At 57.3% G+C, this 15,663-nt stretch carries 12 protein-coding genes and 1 tRNA gene; 10 read left to right on the forward strand and 3 right to left on the reverse strand.

Features of this window, described 5'->3' with window-relative positions; translation table 11 throughout:
- Positions 1 to 95 precede the first annotated feature (95 nt).
- From AC2FFH_RS09225 to AC2FFH_RS09240, 4 genes are all read left to right on the forward strand, one after another.
- Positions 96 to 839 carry an RNA methyltransferase gene (locus tag AC2FFH_RS09225; protein WP_496844248.1) on the forward strand — a complete coding sequence of 248 codons (744 nt, stop codon included), beginning with the start codon at positions 96 to 98 and terminating at the stop codon, positions 837 to 839.
- Positions 840 to 901: 62 nt separating this feature from the next.
- A complete protein-coding gene (gene ctaA / locus AC2FFH_RS09230) occupies positions 902 to 2,047 on the forward strand; it encodes a heme A synthase (RefSeq protein WP_058271772.1) in 1,146 nt (381 codons plus the stop codon).
- Between the two features lie 5 nt (positions 2,048 to 2,052).
- Entirely contained in the window at positions 2,053 to 3,522 is a 1,470-nt protein-coding gene (locus AC2FFH_RS09235; protein ID WP_496764643.1) for a carboxypeptidase M32, read from the forward strand.
- Between the two features lie 174 nt (positions 3,523 to 3,696).
- Complete coding sequence (locus AC2FFH_RS09240; protein WP_496844249.1) at positions 3,697 to 4,896, forward strand: DsbA family protein; 1,200 nt, start codon at positions 3,697 to 3,699, stop codon at positions 4,894 to 4,896.
- A 28-nt stretch (positions 4,897 to 4,924) separates the two neighbouring features.
- Here AC2FFH_RS09240 and gyrA read toward each other — a convergent pair whose 3' ends face one another.
- Positions 4,925 to 7,654, reverse strand: coding sequence for a DNA gyrase subunit A (gyrA, locus tag AC2FFH_RS09245; RefSeq protein WP_496705394.1), 2,730 nt, complete (start codon positions 7,652 to 7,654; stop codon positions 4,925 to 4,927).
- A gap of 193 nt (positions 7,655 to 7,847) precedes the next feature.
- Between gyrA and AC2FFH_RS09250 the strand changes: the two genes are divergently transcribed.
- The gene (locus AC2FFH_RS09250; protein WP_058271768.1) at positions 7,848 to 8,117 is read left to right on the forward strand and encodes an usg protein; all 270 of its coding nucleotides are present in this window, start codon (positions 7,848 to 7,850) and stop codon (positions 8,115 to 8,117) included.
- A 91-nt stretch (positions 8,118 to 8,208) separates the two neighbouring features.
- The gene (locus AC2FFH_RS09255; RefSeq protein ID WP_496764649.1) at positions 8,209 to 8,904 is read left to right on the forward strand and encodes a lipid-binding SYLF domain-containing protein; all 696 of its coding nucleotides are present in this window, start codon (positions 8,209 to 8,211) and stop codon (positions 8,902 to 8,904) included.
- On the opposite strand, the gene AC2FFH_RS09260 is transcribed toward AC2FFH_RS09255, so the two are convergent.
- Complete coding sequence (locus AC2FFH_RS09260; protein ID WP_496844250.1) at positions 8,905 to 9,858, reverse strand: radical SAM protein; 954 nt, start codon at positions 9,856 to 9,858, stop codon at positions 8,905 to 8,907. It lies immediately after the preceding gene.
- Between the two features lie 161 nt (positions 9,859 to 10,019).
- On the opposite strand from AC2FFH_RS09260, the gene zwf reads away from it, so the two are divergent.
- The 4 genes from zwf to AC2FFH_RS09280 all read left to right on the forward strand — a co-directional run bounded on the left by zwf (position 10,020) and on the right by AC2FFH_RS09280 (position 15,566).
- On the forward strand, positions 10,020 to 11,474 hold the full coding sequence (gene zwf, locus AC2FFH_RS09265) for a glucose-6-phosphate dehydrogenase (RefSeq protein ID WP_496764655.1): 1,455 nt from the start codon (positions 10,020 to 10,022) through the stop codon (positions 11,472 to 11,474).
- Positions 11,471 to 12,142, forward strand: coding sequence for a 6-phosphogluconolactonase (pgl, locus tag AC2FFH_RS09270; RefSeq protein WP_496764657.1), 672 nt, complete (start codon positions 11,471 to 11,473; stop codon positions 12,140 to 12,142). Before zwf ends, pgl begins: the two co-directional genes overlap by 4 nt.
- 5 nt (positions 12,143 to 12,147) lie before the next feature.
- Positions 12,148 to 13,758: a glucose-6-phosphate isomerase gene (gene pgi / locus AC2FFH_RS09275; protein WP_496844251.1), complete on the forward strand. Its 1,611-nt coding sequence runs from the start codon at positions 12,148 to 12,150 to the stop codon at positions 13,756 to 13,758.
- Positions 13,759 to 13,946: 188 nt separating this feature from the next.
- A complete protein-coding gene (locus tag AC2FFH_RS09280) occupies positions 13,947 to 15,566 on the forward strand; it encodes a long-chain-fatty-acid--CoA ligase (RefSeq protein ID WP_496844252.1) in 1,620 nt (539 codons plus the stop codon).
- Between the two features lie 20 nt (positions 15,567 to 15,586).
- On the opposite strand, the gene AC2FFH_RS09285 is transcribed toward AC2FFH_RS09280, so the two are convergent.
- Positions 15,587 to 15,661 (reverse strand) — tRNA-Asn (locus tag AC2FFH_RS09285).
- Positions 15,662 to 15,663: the final 2 nt, after the last annotated feature.

Consider the following 15,663-nt stretch of genomic DNA (forward strand, 5'->3'; position numbering starts at 1 on the left):
AACTTTTATGCTGGTTTCCGGCCCAAATGAAGGCGCGGATGGCTTGCCCTGCCTGTGCGCGCAGATTAGAGCAGGCGGAACTTTCGGAGACAGCCATGCCTAGCGATAAATCTCAGCCCTCATTCGTGCTTGTGCGCCCGCAGATGGGTGAAAACATCGGTGCCGCCGCGCGGGCGATGTGGAATTTCGGGCTGGATCGGATGCGGATCGTAGCACCTCGGGACGGATGGCCGAACCCCAAGGCTGTGGCGATGTCCAGCGGCGCCGGGCGTCTGTTGGATGAGGCGCAGCTGTATGACGATCTGGCCGGTGCGCTATCCGACAGCACTTTTGTTTTTGCGACGACGGCGCGGCAGCGTGGATTGACAAAGCCGGTCTACAGCCCGGAACGCGCAATGCAATTGGCTGCCGAAAAGGTTGCTGCTGGTGAAAAGGTCTGTGTTCTGTTTGGCCCGGAACGCGCAGGGCTCGAAAACGAAGACATCGCTAAGGCAAACGCGATCATCTCGGTTCCGGTAAACCCGGAATACGCCTCGCTAAACCTTGGGCAGTGCGTGTTGCTGACCGCCTATGAGTGGATGCGCCAAACCGGCGATGTGGTTCATGAGGCCACCGATCTGGGCAAGGGCGACTGGGCCACGGGTATCGAGGTCGAGAAACTGGTCGAACACTATGAAGACCGGCTGGAAGAAGCGGGCTTCTTCTACCCACCGGAAAAGGCCGAAGGCATGAAGACCAATCTGCGTAATCTGTGGTCCCGTATGCGGATGACCCGGTCCGATGTGCAGATGTTGCACGGGATCATGCGTCAGATGGTCCGCTGGAAAGACAATGGCTGAGGCTGGACCTATGTTCCGCTTCACCCTAGCTTGCGACAAAATCCAAGGCACAAGAGGACAGCATGAGCGGTAAGCGCAGCATCTTCGAAGACGTCTCAGACACTGAAAAACAACAAGCCGTTCAACCGGGTATGATCGATCGTGGCCGCGGGGGTGCGCGCAAGGCCATTCGCGCCTGGCTGATGATCCTGTTTGCGCTGGTGGTCGTCATGATCGCTGTGGGCGGGCTGACCCGCCTGACTGACAGCGGGTTGTCGATCACCGAGTGGCGGCCGATTACCGGGGCCATCCCGCCGATGAATGAGGCGGACTGGCAAGCCGAGTTCGACAAATACAAGCAAATCGACCAGTGGCGCATTCAGAACCAATGGATGGAGCTGGGTGACTTCAAATCCATCTACTGGTGGGAATGGGGCCATCGTCAGCTAGGGCGCGTGATTGGGCTGGTCTGGGCTCTTGGCTTCTTTGGCTTCCTTATCGCGCGGAAAATACCAACCGGCTGGACCGGTAAGTTGTTGATTCCGGGCCTTTTGGGCGGTGTTCAGGGTGCAGTCGGTTGGTGGATGGTCGCCTCGGGCGTGACACAGGGCGAGGGGATGATTGCTGTGGCCAGCTATCGTCTGGCGATTCATCTGGGGCTGGCTTTTGTAATTCTCGGCTTCCTTGCATGGTACATCTTTGAGCTGGGCCGCGACGAACGTGACCTGATGCAGGCCCGACGCGCCAAAGAGGCGAAATTGTTCTCGCTATCCACCGGGTTGATGCATTTCGCCTTTTTGCAAATACTCATTGGTGCGCTTGTCGCCGGGATCGACGCCGGGCGGTCTTATACCGATTGGCCGCTGATCGGTGGTCAGCTTCTGCCGCCTGACATGACGATGCTCGAACCGATGTGGCGCAATTTCTTTGAAAGCCCGGGTTTGGTCCAGTTCATCCACCGTTGCGCGGGCTATCTGCTGTTCATCTTCGGCATCGTCGTCTGGCGGCGCGGCAGCACTAGTGCACATCCGCAAACTCGCTTTGCCTTCAACGCGGCCTTCGCAGCGCTTTCGCTACAGGTGGTGATTGGGATCGCGACCGTGATCTACGCAGCCCCGTGGCAGATCGCCATCTTCCACCAGTTCATGGCCGTCGTCGTCTGGACCCTTATCCTGCGGGCGCGGTTCCTGACCGCTTACCCAATAGCAACCTCTTTGCGCGGAGCCTGAATTCCATGAGTGCATATGACGATTTGACGGCATTTCAGCGCGAAACCTCAGCTCTTGGCGAAATTGCCGGGCGTTTGGGCTGGGATCAGGAAACGGTGATGCCCCGGGGGGCCGCGTCGCAGCGGGCCGAGGAAATGGCAGCGATTGAAGCGGTTTTGCACGCGCGCCGATCCGATTCCCGTGTGGCTGAATGGCTGGAACAAGCCGACCCTCAGGACCAGGTCGGTCAGGCGCAATTGCGCGAAATCCGCCGGTCCTATGAACGGACGGTCAAGGTGCCTGCCGATTTGGCAACGGCCATTGCGCGCGTGACGTCAGCAGCACAGGGAACCTGGGCGCAGGCCCGCGCAGACGAAGATGTCGCCGCTTTCTTGCCCGTTCTGGATGAGGTCGTGGCGCTAAAGCGTGAAGAAGGCGCTGCACTGGCGCAGGGTGGCAATATCTACGACGCGATGGTCGAGGATTATGAGCCTTACACAACCGGATCGCAAATCGCCGAAATCTTTGACCAGATGCGCCCGCGTCTGGTAGCACTGCGCGCCGCTGTTCTGGAAAAATCTGCGCCTCAGGCTTTGACGGGGAGTTTCGATGAGCTGAAACAGATGCAATTGTCGGAAAAACTGGCAACCACTTTCGGGTATGACCTGAATACAGGCCGCATCGACAAGGCTGTTCACCCGTTCAGCTCGGGCAGTGGCTCGGATGTTCGGATCACCACCCGGACAAGTGAAACCGATCCGTTCAATTGTTTCTATTCGACGATTCACGAGGTCGGCCATGCCGCCTATGAACAAGGGATTGATCCAGCCTACGCCCTGACGCCTTTGGGGCGGGGTGTGTCGATGGGTGTGCATGAAAGCCAAAGCCGGATTTACGAGAACCAACTGGGCCGATCCCGAGCCTTTACCGGTTGGCTGTTTGGCCAAATGAAAGACGCGTTTGGCGATTTTGGCATCACCGACGCGGATACGTTCTATGCAACGGTCAACGGTGTTCACAACGGTTATATCCGCACCGAGGCGGATGAGGTGCAATACAACCTCCACATCATGCTGCGCTTTGATCTGGAACGCGCGCTGATGGCCGGTGACCTCCAAGTGGATGATCTTGAGGCCGCGTGGAACGACCGTTTCAAGGCGGATTTCGGATATGCGGTCGACAAACCTTCGAACGGATGTCTGCAGGATGTGCACTGGTCAGTGGGTCTGTTTGGTTATTTCCCAACCTATTCGCTGGGCAATGTCTATGCAGGATGCCTTTACCAAGCGTTGCGGAACGCTGTGCCGGAACTGGATGCGCAACTGGCAGCAGGTGACACGTCAGGCGCAACCGATTGGCTGCACGAGAATGTGCAGCAACATGGCGGGCTTTACGCTCCACGCGAGACCATTCAGCGTGCAAGCGGTATGGAACCCGGACCTGACCCGTTACTCGGGTATCTGGAACAGAAATTTGGCGGGTTATACGGGCTCTGAGGTCAGAAAACGTTTCGTCAAGTTGCCGTGTAGGTGCATTGGTTTTGACCTGAATGAGGGTAGGGTGGTTCGAACGGTTTTACCAAAGGAACCACCTTGTTCTTTGCAACACATGTCAAACCACACTTAGCGTCAATTCTGACCAGCAACACGCGCCTGGTGGCGCGTAGGCGCGTGTTGGAGGCAAAGCATCAGGTGCTGAACCGGCCGCGCGTTGTCCAATATTTCCATGATGTTTCCGACCCATACTGTCACCTCACCGCACAGGTCTTACAGCAGTTTCGAGACACCTATGATATCGAGCTACGCCCACATCTGATTTCGGGCCCTCCGGCCGAGGCTTTGCCGGACCCGGCAGCACATCGGCAAAATGCTATCAAAGATGCGGCAAGGCTGGCCCGAAAGCTTGGTCTCAGCCCTCCTGAAGGCGCAGTTCCTGACGAGGCTTTCATTGCAATTGCGGAAAAACAGATGGCAGCCGAACTGACGAATGAGAGCTTTGTTAAAAATGTCCGAGGTATCAGCGAAGATCTTTGGTCGGGAAAGGGCTTTTCGTCGTCTGATCACCCCTTACCGGCTGCGCTGATCGAGGATGGTGACCAGCAACTTTCAGCTTTGGGTCACTATCTCGGCGGAACGTTTCACAACGATGGTGAATGGTATTGGGGCGTTGATCGTCTTCATTACCTCGAAAATCGGTTGCTGCACGTGGGTCTGGGAAGCGGATCGTCACCGATAGTGCCTTTGCCTTCAGTGCAACTGGACCAAGAGAAGTCTAAAGATCAGGAGATTGAGTTCTTCTTTTCTTTCCGCAGCCCTTATTCGTATCTGGCATTTGACCGGGCCGTCGACTTGGCACGCCATTACAACGCACGGCTGGTTCTGAGGCCGGTTTTGCCAATGTTGATGCGAGGCTTACCCGTCCCTCCACCCAAGTCCTCCTACATCCTTTATGATTGCGTGCGCGAAGCGCGGCGGTTGGGGATCCCGTTTGGGCGTATCTGTGATCCTTTGGGCAAAGGAGTCGAGCGTGGCTATGCCTTACTGGATTATGCCGAAGCGCAGGAAAAACTGCCTGAGTTCTGTTCCGCCTTCCTGCGCGGCGTCTGGTCAAAGGGTCTAAATGCTGCAACCGATCGTGGGCTTCGGATTATCGTCGAAAACGCGGGGTTGGATTGGCAGAGTGCGAAACCGCACGTTAGCTCGGATCATTGGAGAGATCGGGTAGCGGTCAATCAGGACCGCCTGCAAGAGATCGGGCTATGGGGTGTCCCAAGTTTCCGTGTCGCCGGGGAAAGTGTCTGGGGACAGGATCGCCTTTGGGCGGTCGAAGACCTTTTGATAAATAAAAAGGCGCCACACCCGAAAGTGTAGCGCCTGAATAATGTTATGGACCTGTCGGTTACTCTTCCGCTTCGTCCTCGTCGCCTTGATCGGCGATCCAGGCAACACTGACGACCACTTCGCCTTTGCCGGTGTTGAAGACCTTCACGCCACCGGCCGAGCGGGAGCGGAACGAAATCCCATCAACCGGCACCCGGATCGATTGGCCTTTGGACGTCGCCAGCATGATTTGATCTTCCATATCGACCGGGAACGAGGCGACGAGTTCGCCACCACGCATCGCCTTGTCCATGGCGGCCACACCCATCCCGCCGCGTCCGCGGACTGGGTAGTCGTGGCTAGAGCTCAGCTTGCCCGCGCCGCCTGCTGTGATTGTCAGGATCAGGTTTTCGGCTGCCGACATCTCGGCATACTTTTCCTGGTTGAAATCACTGCTTGCCGCGGCTTCCTCTTCGTCACCAGCGTCATCTTCGGTAAGCCCTGCAACCGCACGGCGCATTTTGAGGTAAGCCACACGATCTTCGGGGGTCGCTTCGAAATGGCGGATCACCGACATCGAAACCACGCGGTCTCCATTGGACAGCCTGATACCGCGCACACCGGTGGATTCGCGCGAGTTGAACACTCGTACATCGGTGGTGCGGAAGCGGATTGCACGACCCGAATTGGTGACCAGCATCACATCTTCATCTTCCGAGCAGATACGGGCGTTCACCAGCTCAACATCTTCGGGCAGTTTCATTGCGATCTTGCCGTTGCGTCGGACATTGGTGAAGTCTGACAAGCGGTTACGACGCACGTCGCCCGCGCTGGTGGCGAAGATGATTTGAAGGTTCTCCCATTCTTCATCGGGTACATCCACCGGCATGATCGCGGCGATGGAAACACCGGTCGGGATCGGTAAGATGTTGACGATTGCCTTGCCCTTACCAGTGCGCCCCGATTGCGGCAGACGCCAGGTCTTGAGTTTGTAGACCATGCCATCCGTCGTGAAGAACAGCAGCTGCGTGTGGGTATTGGCAACGAAGAGGTTAGTGACAACATCCTCTTCCTTGGTCTGCATCCCCGACAGGCCCTTGCCGCCCCGCTTTTGCGCGCGGAAATCGGCCAGCGGAGTACGCTTGATGTATCCGCCCGACGTGACGGTCACGACCATATCCTCACGTTCGATCAGATCCTCGTCTTCCATGTCGCCGGACCAATCAACGATCTCGGTGCGACGGGGCACGGCAAACTGTTCACGAACGCTGCGCAGCTCATCTCCGATGATCGACATGATGCGCTCTCGCGAGGACAGAATATCGAGGTATTCCTGGATCTTACCTGCCAGTTCTTCCAGCTCGTCCGTGACCTCTTTGACACCGATCTGAGTCAGTCGCTGCAGACGTAGGTCAAGGATGGCGCGGGCCTGAACTTCGGTCAGGTTATAGGTGCCGTCGTCATTCATCTTGGACAGAGGATCGTCGATCAGGCGCAGATAACTTTCGATCTCAGCCGCGGGCCAGCGACGGGTCATCAGCTTTTCACGCGCTTGCGCGGCGTCAGCGGATGACCGGATTGTGGCGACCACCTCATCCACGTTCGACACAGCCACCGCCAGACCACACAGGATGTGGCTGCGTTCGCGGGCCTTGCGCAGGTCGTACGCAGTGCGGCGGGCGACGACATCTTCACGGAAGTCGATGAAAGAGGTCAGGAACCGGCGCAGGGTCAACTGCTCGGGCCGGCCACCATTCAGCGCCAGCATGTTGCAACCAAACGAGGTCTGCATCGGCGAGAAACGGAAAAGCTGGTTCAAAACAACTTCCGGCGTCGCATCACGTTTGAGTTCGACCACGACACGCACCCCATTGCGGTCGGATTCGTCCTGAACGTGGCTGACGCCTTCGATGCGTTTTTCGCGAACGGCTTCGGCGATCTTTTCGATCATCGAGGCCTTGTTTACCTGATAGGGGATCTCGTCCACGACGATGGCATAGCGGTCCTTGCGGATTTCCTCGACGCGGGTCTTGGAGCGGATAATGACGCTGCCGCGCCCTTCCAGATAGGCTTTGCGCGCGCCGGATCGGCCCAACATCACACCACCGGTTGGGAAATCAGGGCCGGGGATATATTCGATCAGCTGTTCGGATGTCAGATCCGGTTCATCGATCAGCGCCAGCGTTGCGTCGATGACTTCGCCAAGGTTATGCGGCGGGATGTTGGTTGCCATACCGACGGCGATACCACCGGCACCGTTGACCAGCATGTTCGGGAAACGGGCGGGCAGAACCGTCGGTTCGCGGTCCTTGCCGTCATAGTTGTCCTGAAAATCGACCGTCTCTTTTTCGATATCGGCCAGCAGGGACGCGGCAGGCTTGTCCATGCGTACTTCGGTGTAACGCATGGCCGCCGGGTTATCACCGTCCATCGAGCCAAAGTTGCCCTGACCATCCAGCAGCGGCAGCGACATCGAGAAATCCTGCGCCATCCGCACCAGCGCGTCATAGATCGCGCTGTCACCATGTGGGTGGTACTTACCCATGACATCGCCAACCGGACGGGCCGATTTGCGGTATGACTTGTCGTGGGTATTGCCCGTCTCGTGCATGGCATAGAGGATGCGCCGGTGCACCGGTTTCAGGCCATCGCGCAGATCGGGGATCGCGCGGGACACGATGACCGACATCGCATAGTCCAGATAGGACGTGCGCATCTCGGATTCGATGGATACCGTCGGGCCGTCATATACGGGACGCTGGGGCGGTGTTTCATCCATGTTTTCTGGGGTTTCTGGCGTATCGCTCACGTAACCTGCCCGTTTATTGTGCTGGGTCTATATCTTGTGGATGTACCTTATCAGACCCGGCACATAAGGTGCAAGCAAGCAGCGCATTCTGTGCAAAAAACACCCGTAACACTGGGGTAACATATTGTTAACCAAGGGTTAGGTGGTTTCTGTGTTATGCTGAAGAGACCTTGCAACAATTTTGGAGATCTGCATGGAGCAAAGCGAAACAGAACTGATGCTCAAGGGGTATGGGCTGACGACGGCCGAATTTTTTTATCACATGCCCGACTATATTCACGTGCTAAATACATTTATCTGGCAGGAATACGACCTTGCGCCGGATCATCCCAAACTATTCGATTTTATTGAATTCTGGCAGCGAGAGATCGAAGGACCGCTGCATTCCGTGCGGTTTACACATCGAAAAATGATCGCGCCCGGGGAATGGCGCAACGTGGTAGGCGAATTCCGAGTGAATTGACGCCCGGGCGCATCAGGCCCAAACCCATATACATTTCCGGTGCATCCGGTATCGTGGCGGCGAAGTCATTGGCCACAAGCGGAAACACGGAATGCCCAGAGTTTTTTTGATTGCAGTTGCCATCTGCCTAGCCGGGCCTGTGTTGGCCGAAGGTGTCCTTGATAAAATCAAGAAGGGCGCTGAAAATACGGCTAATGCTGTCGGACGCGGGGCAGAAACCGTCGGGCAGACACTCGAAAAAGGGGCGAACGCGGTTGATGAAACTATCACGTCCACCTCTGATTTGCTGTCAAACGAGGCGACGCCCGAAGAGACCCGCGCGAAGCTGGATGTCATGGCCGTCGATGTGTTGGCGCAGTTGCTTGCCGAAAACCCCGAAGCACAAGCGCTATATGATGTCAGTGCGGGATATGCTGCGTTCGATTCCCGCAAAGTGACGGTGTTCCCGGTGTCCGCAGGGTACGGGCGCGGTGTTGCCGTGAACAAAGAGACTGGTCAGCACACCTATATGAATATGGGAACCGGCGGCGTGGGCGCGGCGATCGGTATCGGCGGGTTCGAGACCAAATTCGTGATCCTGTTTGAAACCCAAGCAGATTTGGACAGTTTTATCACGCAAGGTTACGACGCGACTGCGGAATCCGGCGCAATGTATGGAGATGAGCGCACCGATGAGACGCTCAGGTTCACAGATGGGCGGTCGTTTTTTGTGCTCAGCAAAAAGGGCTGGCGCGTTTCGGCTGGGGCGTCAGGCACAAAATACTGGAAATCGCCCGAGCTAAACTGATCAGCCCGAGCAGCTGGCGCCGCCCAGAACGCAAAATTTTGCGCAGTGTGGGTGGTTGAGGTGCACGTCGGCCTCGGCCTCGGCCAGTGTGGTGCCCATTTCAAACTCAGGCTCGTACGGCAGTAGGGTACAGGCCAGAACGGCAGGTTGTTCTGCGCCTTTGCGTTTAACCACCATGCGGGCATTCGAACACATTACAGCCTCGGGTGCTTTATCCAGAATGCCCCAGCAAGCGGTTGTGATTTCGGGGACTTCGACGGTTTCGTCCATCTCTGGGAACAAAACGGTTTGGCCGGGATTCTGTGCGTCGATGTCAAAGCTGTGCCGCTTGAAAAACGCCTCATACCCGGCGCGGCTGCCGGCGTCGCTGTCACCCCAGACCGTGCGGCCTGCGATAGCGATATTGAACCCGTTGTCGCGCAACCACTCCATTCCAGTGATCGTCTTGTCAAAGCTGCCTTTTCCGCGTTCCTCGTCATGCAGTTCGGGGCGATAGTGGTCCACGGAAACTCGAAGTGTCAGCTTGTTTCCATAATTGCGCTTCAGATCCAGCAAACCCTCGCGCATCTTGCGGCGCATCATCGGCAGCATTGCATTTGTCAGGATCAAAACTTCATAGCCGCGTTCCAACGCGACACGAGTCATGTCGATCATTCCGGGGTTCATAAAGGGCTCGCCCCCGGTGAACCCAATCTCACGCACCGGCCAGTCGCGTTCTTCGATCTGGTCCAAGTAGTCGCGCACCTCGTCGGTGGTGATATAGACCAGCGCGTCGTTGGTTGGACTACTGGCGATGTAGCAATTGACGCATTCGATGTTGCAAAGAGTGCCGGTATTGAACCACAACGTCTCGGGGTTTTTCAACGCTACGGAAGCGCGAGTTTGCCCATCTGCTGTCACCAATTTGTTCTTAAACTTGCCGATATTGGCGGTCTGAGGCGCGTTGTCTTTCATTCCGGTATCCGGTTCTTTGAAGTTACTTCTGATGTAGCTGCTCGACTCGGATTAGTTAAGTCAGGCAAGTGCGACCTGACAGAGTTTTGATGATGGGGGATTTACGCTGACCGATTGCGCTAACATTGGACATGCCCGGCGGGGCAAGATAAGGAAAAACCATGGTTTCTCGCGTCATACCAGTTGATCCGTTCGATCTCGTCATTTTTGGCGGGACCGGCGACTTGGCGCAACGTAAGATTCTACCGGCCCTGTTTCGGCGCTTTTGTTCAGGGCAGTGGGCCGAAGGCGTCCAAATCATTGGCGCGGCGCGCACGGTCCACGACCGCGCGGGGTTTCAGGCATTGGTCGCCGAATCGCTGCGAACCCATGCGGCTGCGCAATGCCAGGACGAGGGCGCATTCCGCGCGTTTCTGGACCGCGTCGACTATGTAACTCTGGACGGATACTCGAATGAAGGATGGGATCAGCTTTCTGACAAGCTGAACCAAGATCGGGTGCGCGCGTTCTACTTCTCGGTCGGTCCGCGCCTGTTTGGGCCTTTGGCCGAGCGGATCAAGGCGCATGATCTTGCGACGCCAAGCACGCGGATTGTCGTTGAAAAACCCTTTGGCCACGATCTGGAAAGCGCACGGGCGTTAAACGCGACCTTGGCTGAGCATTTTCGGGAAAGCCAGATTTACCGGATCGACCACTATCTGGGTAAGGAAACCGTCCAGAACCTGATGGCCGTTCGTTTTGGCAATATGCTGTTCGAACCGCTGTGGAATAGCCAATATGTCGATCACATCCAGATCACGGTGGCCGAATCCGTAGGTATCGACGGGCGGGAAGAGTACTATGAGCGCGCAGGTGCCATGCGCGACATGATGCAGAATCACCTGATGCAGCTTTTGTGTCTGATCGCGATGGAGCCTCCGGCAAAATTTGATCCGGACGCTGTGCGGGATGAAAAACTCAAGGTTATTCGCGCGTTGGATCAGGTCCAGCCACACCATATCGTGCGAGGGCAGTTCGATGGAGGTGAAAGCAGGAAAGGATACCGCGAAACCGTGGGCAATCCGCGCTCGACCACCGAAAGTTATGTGGCACTGCGGGCGCATATCAGCAATTGGCGGTGGGCGGGCACGCCGTTCTACTTGCGCACGGGCAAGCGTCTGGTGGCGCGGTCTTCGGTGATCAACGTGATGTTCAAGGACGCGCCGCATTCGATTTTTGGCGAAGAGGCCGGACGCCACGCGAATGTCCTTTCGATACGCCTGCAGCCGAACGAAGGCATAACGCTGAAGGTGACGATCAAGGAACCGGGCCCGGGTGGTATGCGTCTGGTCGATGTGCCCTTGGACATGAGTTTTGCCGAGGCGCTAGGGTCAGGAAATCAAGACCCCCCGGATGCATATGAACGGCTGGTGATGGACGTGATCCGGGGCAACCAGACCCTGTTCATGCGCGGGGATGAGGTTGAGGCCGCATGGGCTTGGACCGACCCGATCATCGCGGGCTGGCACGCGCGCGGTGACGTACCAAAACCATATGAAAGCGGCAGCACAGGCCCGGGCGACGCCGAGCTGTTGATGAAACGAGATGGTCGCCGCTGGCAAGGAATAAACCCATGAAGATTCAGGAATATGCTGATCGCGACATGCTGGCAATTGATGTCGCAAACGCCTTGGCCGGAGAGTTGGAGGCCGCCTTGCTGCATCACGACACGGTCTCAATGGCCGTGCCGGGCGGTACGACCCCGGGGCCGGTGTTCGATGGTCTTTGCGCGGCTGATTTGGCATGGGATCGGGTGCGGGTACTGCCTACCGACGAACGTTGCGTTCCGGGTGACAGTGACCGTTCGAACGAACGGCTGATCCGGCAGCGCCTGCTGACGAACCGAGCCTCGGTTGCGCAGTATGTACCACTGTATCTTGAGGGTAAGGAACCCGACGGTGTCCTGCCGGAAATCGAGAACCTGATCGCGCCGGTTTTGCCATTGTCGGTTCTGGTATTGGGGATGGGTGAGGATATGCACACCGCATCTCTGTTTCCGGGGATGCAGGGGCTTGAGGCTGCGCTGGACAGCCACGCGCCCATCCTTGCGGTTGCGCGCACCGAAACCCAACCCGAGGCGCGGATCACGCTGACCGGCCCGGTGCTGGACGGCGCGCTGTCCAAACACCTGATTATCTATGGCGCCGCCAAACGCGACGCGTTGGACAAGGCCATGTCGCTGCCACCAGAAGAGGCCCCGATCGCCGCTACGCTGACCGGCATGACGGTTCATTGGGCGGAGTGACACAGATGCAGTTGGACCCGCTCAAAACCCTTGCATCCGACGCTCAGGACGAAGCCATCCTGAGCCTGTTTGAAACCGATCCGAGCCGCGCGCAGAGTTTTTCTGCATCGACCGGCGATCTGCTGTTTGATTATTCCAAAACTCAGATCACAGATGAGGTCCGAAAAGCCTTAATCGCGTTGTGCGATGGGGCGGGTCTGGCCTCGCGCCGCGCCGCGATGTTTGACGGGGAAAAGATCAACGAAACCGAAGGTCGCGCGGTTTTGCACACTGCGCTGCGCAATCTGGACGGTGGTCCTGTCGAAGTTGATGGGTTGGACGTCATGCCTGATGTTCTGGACACGTTGCAACGGATGCGCGTCTTTGCAGAAGAGGTGCGTGGCGGCGCGGTCACCGGGGCAGGGGGCGCCTTTACCGATGTGGTCAATATCGGGATCGGTGGTTCGGATTTGGGCCCAGTGATGGCGACGCATGCACTGTCCCCGTATCATGATGGACCAAGACTGCACTATGTCTCGAATGTGGACGGCGCACATATCGCCGATACGCTGCGCCAGCTTGATCCAACGCGGACACTGGTGATTGTTGCCTCCAAAACTTTCACGACCATCGAGACGATGACCAATGCCCGAACCGCGCGAGCTTGGATGGAAGATGGCGGCGGCGATCCGGGCAAGCAGTTTGCCGCCGTGTCCAGTGCGTTGGACAAAACCCAAGCCTTTGGTATTCCCCAAGAGCGCGTTTTCGGTTTTGCCGATTGGGTCGGCGGGCGCTACTCGGTCTGGGGCCCGGTGGGCCTGCCGGTGATGATCGCCGTCGGATCGAACGCTTTCGATGCGTTCCTGCGCGGCGGTCAAGCGATGGATGTACATTTCCGCGCCGCCGACTGGGTCGAAAATATGCCCGTTATGCTGGCTTTGGTCGGCATTTGGCATCGTCAGGTTCTGGGCCATGCCAGCCGGGCCGTGCTGCCGTACGATCAAAGACTGCTGCGTCTACCCGCATATTTTCAACAGCTTGAGATGGAATCGAACGGCAAATCTGTTGCCATGGACGGCAACTCTCTGACCATTCCCTCCGGCCCCGTCGTCTGGGGGGAGCCGGGCACTAATGGGCAGCATGCATTTTATCAGTTGATCCACCAAGGCACCGACGTGATTCCCTGTGAGTTCATGGTCGCGGCCGAGGGGCACGAACCGGAATTGATCCACCATCACCGACTGTTGCTGGCCAATTGCCTGGCGCAGTCCGAGGCACTGATGCGCGGTCGATCCTTGGGCGAAGCACGGCAACGGATGGCGGAGAAGGGGCTGGAAGGGGACGAGCTGGAACGGCAAGCCCGACACCGCGTTTTTCCGGGCAACCGTCCTTCGACAACGTTGATGTATCCAAGGCTCACGCCGTTTGTTCTGGGCCAGATCATCGCGCTTTACGAACATCGTGTGTTTGTCGAGGGCGTCCTATTGGGCATCAACTCGTTCGACCAGTGGGGCGTTGAGCTGGGCAAGGAACTTGCGACATCTCTCGGCCCGATCGTCGACGGAGAAGAAAGCGCATCCGGCAAAGACGGCTCGACCGCTGCCTTGGTTGCCTATGCAATGCGCCACCGCGATTAGTAACGCGGTTTTTTGCAGTCTGCCGTGAAGGCAGGCTGCATTCTTTTATTGTCAGACAATTAAATGATTGGCAGGGTCTGTTCTTAGGGAACGCCCTGAACACTTTGCTTTGCGCACGCTGGCGAGTGGCATCAGGCAAGCAGACAGCACTGCCCAATAGAGGCGACGCTGATAATGGGAGGATGTCCATGCTGGGACAGATGATGACGCAGCCTTTGCTGATTTCGTCGCTGATTGATCACGCCGAACGCTATCATGGCCAGACCGAGATCTACTCGGTCGAAACCGATGGATCGGTCACCGAAACCACATGGGAGCAAGTGGCGCAAAACGCGCGAAAACTAGGATCAGCGCTGACCAAGCTGGGGTTGGAGCCGCAGGATCGAATTGGCACGTTGGCCTGGAACAACCGGCGACATCTGGAGATCTACTATGCCACCTCCGGCGCGGGTTTTGTGTGCCACACGGTGAACCCCCGGCTTTTCCCGGAACAGCTGACTTACATTATCAACCACGCCAAAGACCGGGTTCTGTTCTTTGATGCGACATTCATCCCTCTGGTCGCGGCCCTGCACGAACACCTGACCGAAGTGCGCCATTTCGTTTTGATGGGCCCACGGAATGAAGACGCCGTTGCCCAAATCCCTGGCGTCGCGTTCTATGATGACCTGATCGAAACAGGCGATGACGGTTTCCAATGGCCCAGTTTTGATGAAAACACGGCGTCCAGCCTTTGCTACACCTCGGGTACGACGGGCAATCCCAAAGGCGTTTTGTATTCCCATCGTTCCACAGTTCTGCACAGTTTCGGATCGAATACGCGTGATGTCATCGGCTTTTCAGCTATGGATGTCGTGATGCCAGTGGTTCCGATGTTCCACGTCAACGCATGGGGGTCGCCCTATGCCTGCGCCATGTCCGGTTCGCGCATGGTGCTGCCGGGGCCGGGCCTGCATGGCGAAGCCTTGGTGAATTTGGTCGATAAATATGGCGTAACGCTTGCAATGGGCGTTCCGACGATCTGGCAGGGCTTGCTGGCACATGCCGAAAAATCAGGAAGCAAACTGGCCAGCTTGAACCGCACCGTGATTGGTGGTGCTGCGTGTCCGCCCTCGATGATTGAGACCTTCCGCGAAACTTATGGCGTTGATACGGTTCACGCGTGGGGTATGAGTGAGATGAGCCCGTTGGGTACAACGAACAATCCGTTGGCCAAGCATTTTGACCTGCCGCTTGAAGAACAACACAAGCTGCGCGAAAGCCAGGGCAGACCGCCTTATGGCGTCGAGTTGAAGATCGTCGATGATGACGGCAAGGATCTGCCTCACGATGGCGTCACGCAGGGCGATCTGCTGGTGCGCGGGCATTGGGTGTTGGACAGCTATTTCCAGATGCAGGATGAAGACCTGCTGCAGGGCGGCTGGTTCGCGACCGGAGATGTCGCAACGCTGGACCCGGACGGATACATGACAATCCGGGACCGGTCCAAGGACATCATCAAATCCGGGGGTGAATGGATCAGCTCGGTCGAGTTGGAAAACATCGCCGTCGCCCACCCACAGCTCGCCACGGCAGCCGTTGTTGGTGTGCCTCATCCCAAATGGGACGAACGCCCCTTGTTGGTGGCCGTCAAAGCCGAAGGTTCCGACCCCAGCGAAGAAGAGTTGCTGGCCTTCTTTGACGGCAAGATTGCCAAATGGCAGGTTCCCGACAAGGTTGTCTTTGTGGACGCGCTTCCATTGAACGCGACCGGCAAGGTCCTAAAGCGCAACCTGCGCGCGGACTTCGAGGATGCCTTGATGGGCTAAGCGCCTGATATTTTTGGAAATGGCTCCGGCGGTAGGGATCGAACCTACGACCAATTGATTAACAGTCAACTGCTCTACCGCTGAGCTACGCCGGAAC

The organism is Ruegeria sp. YTSC003 (assembly GCF_059609785.1).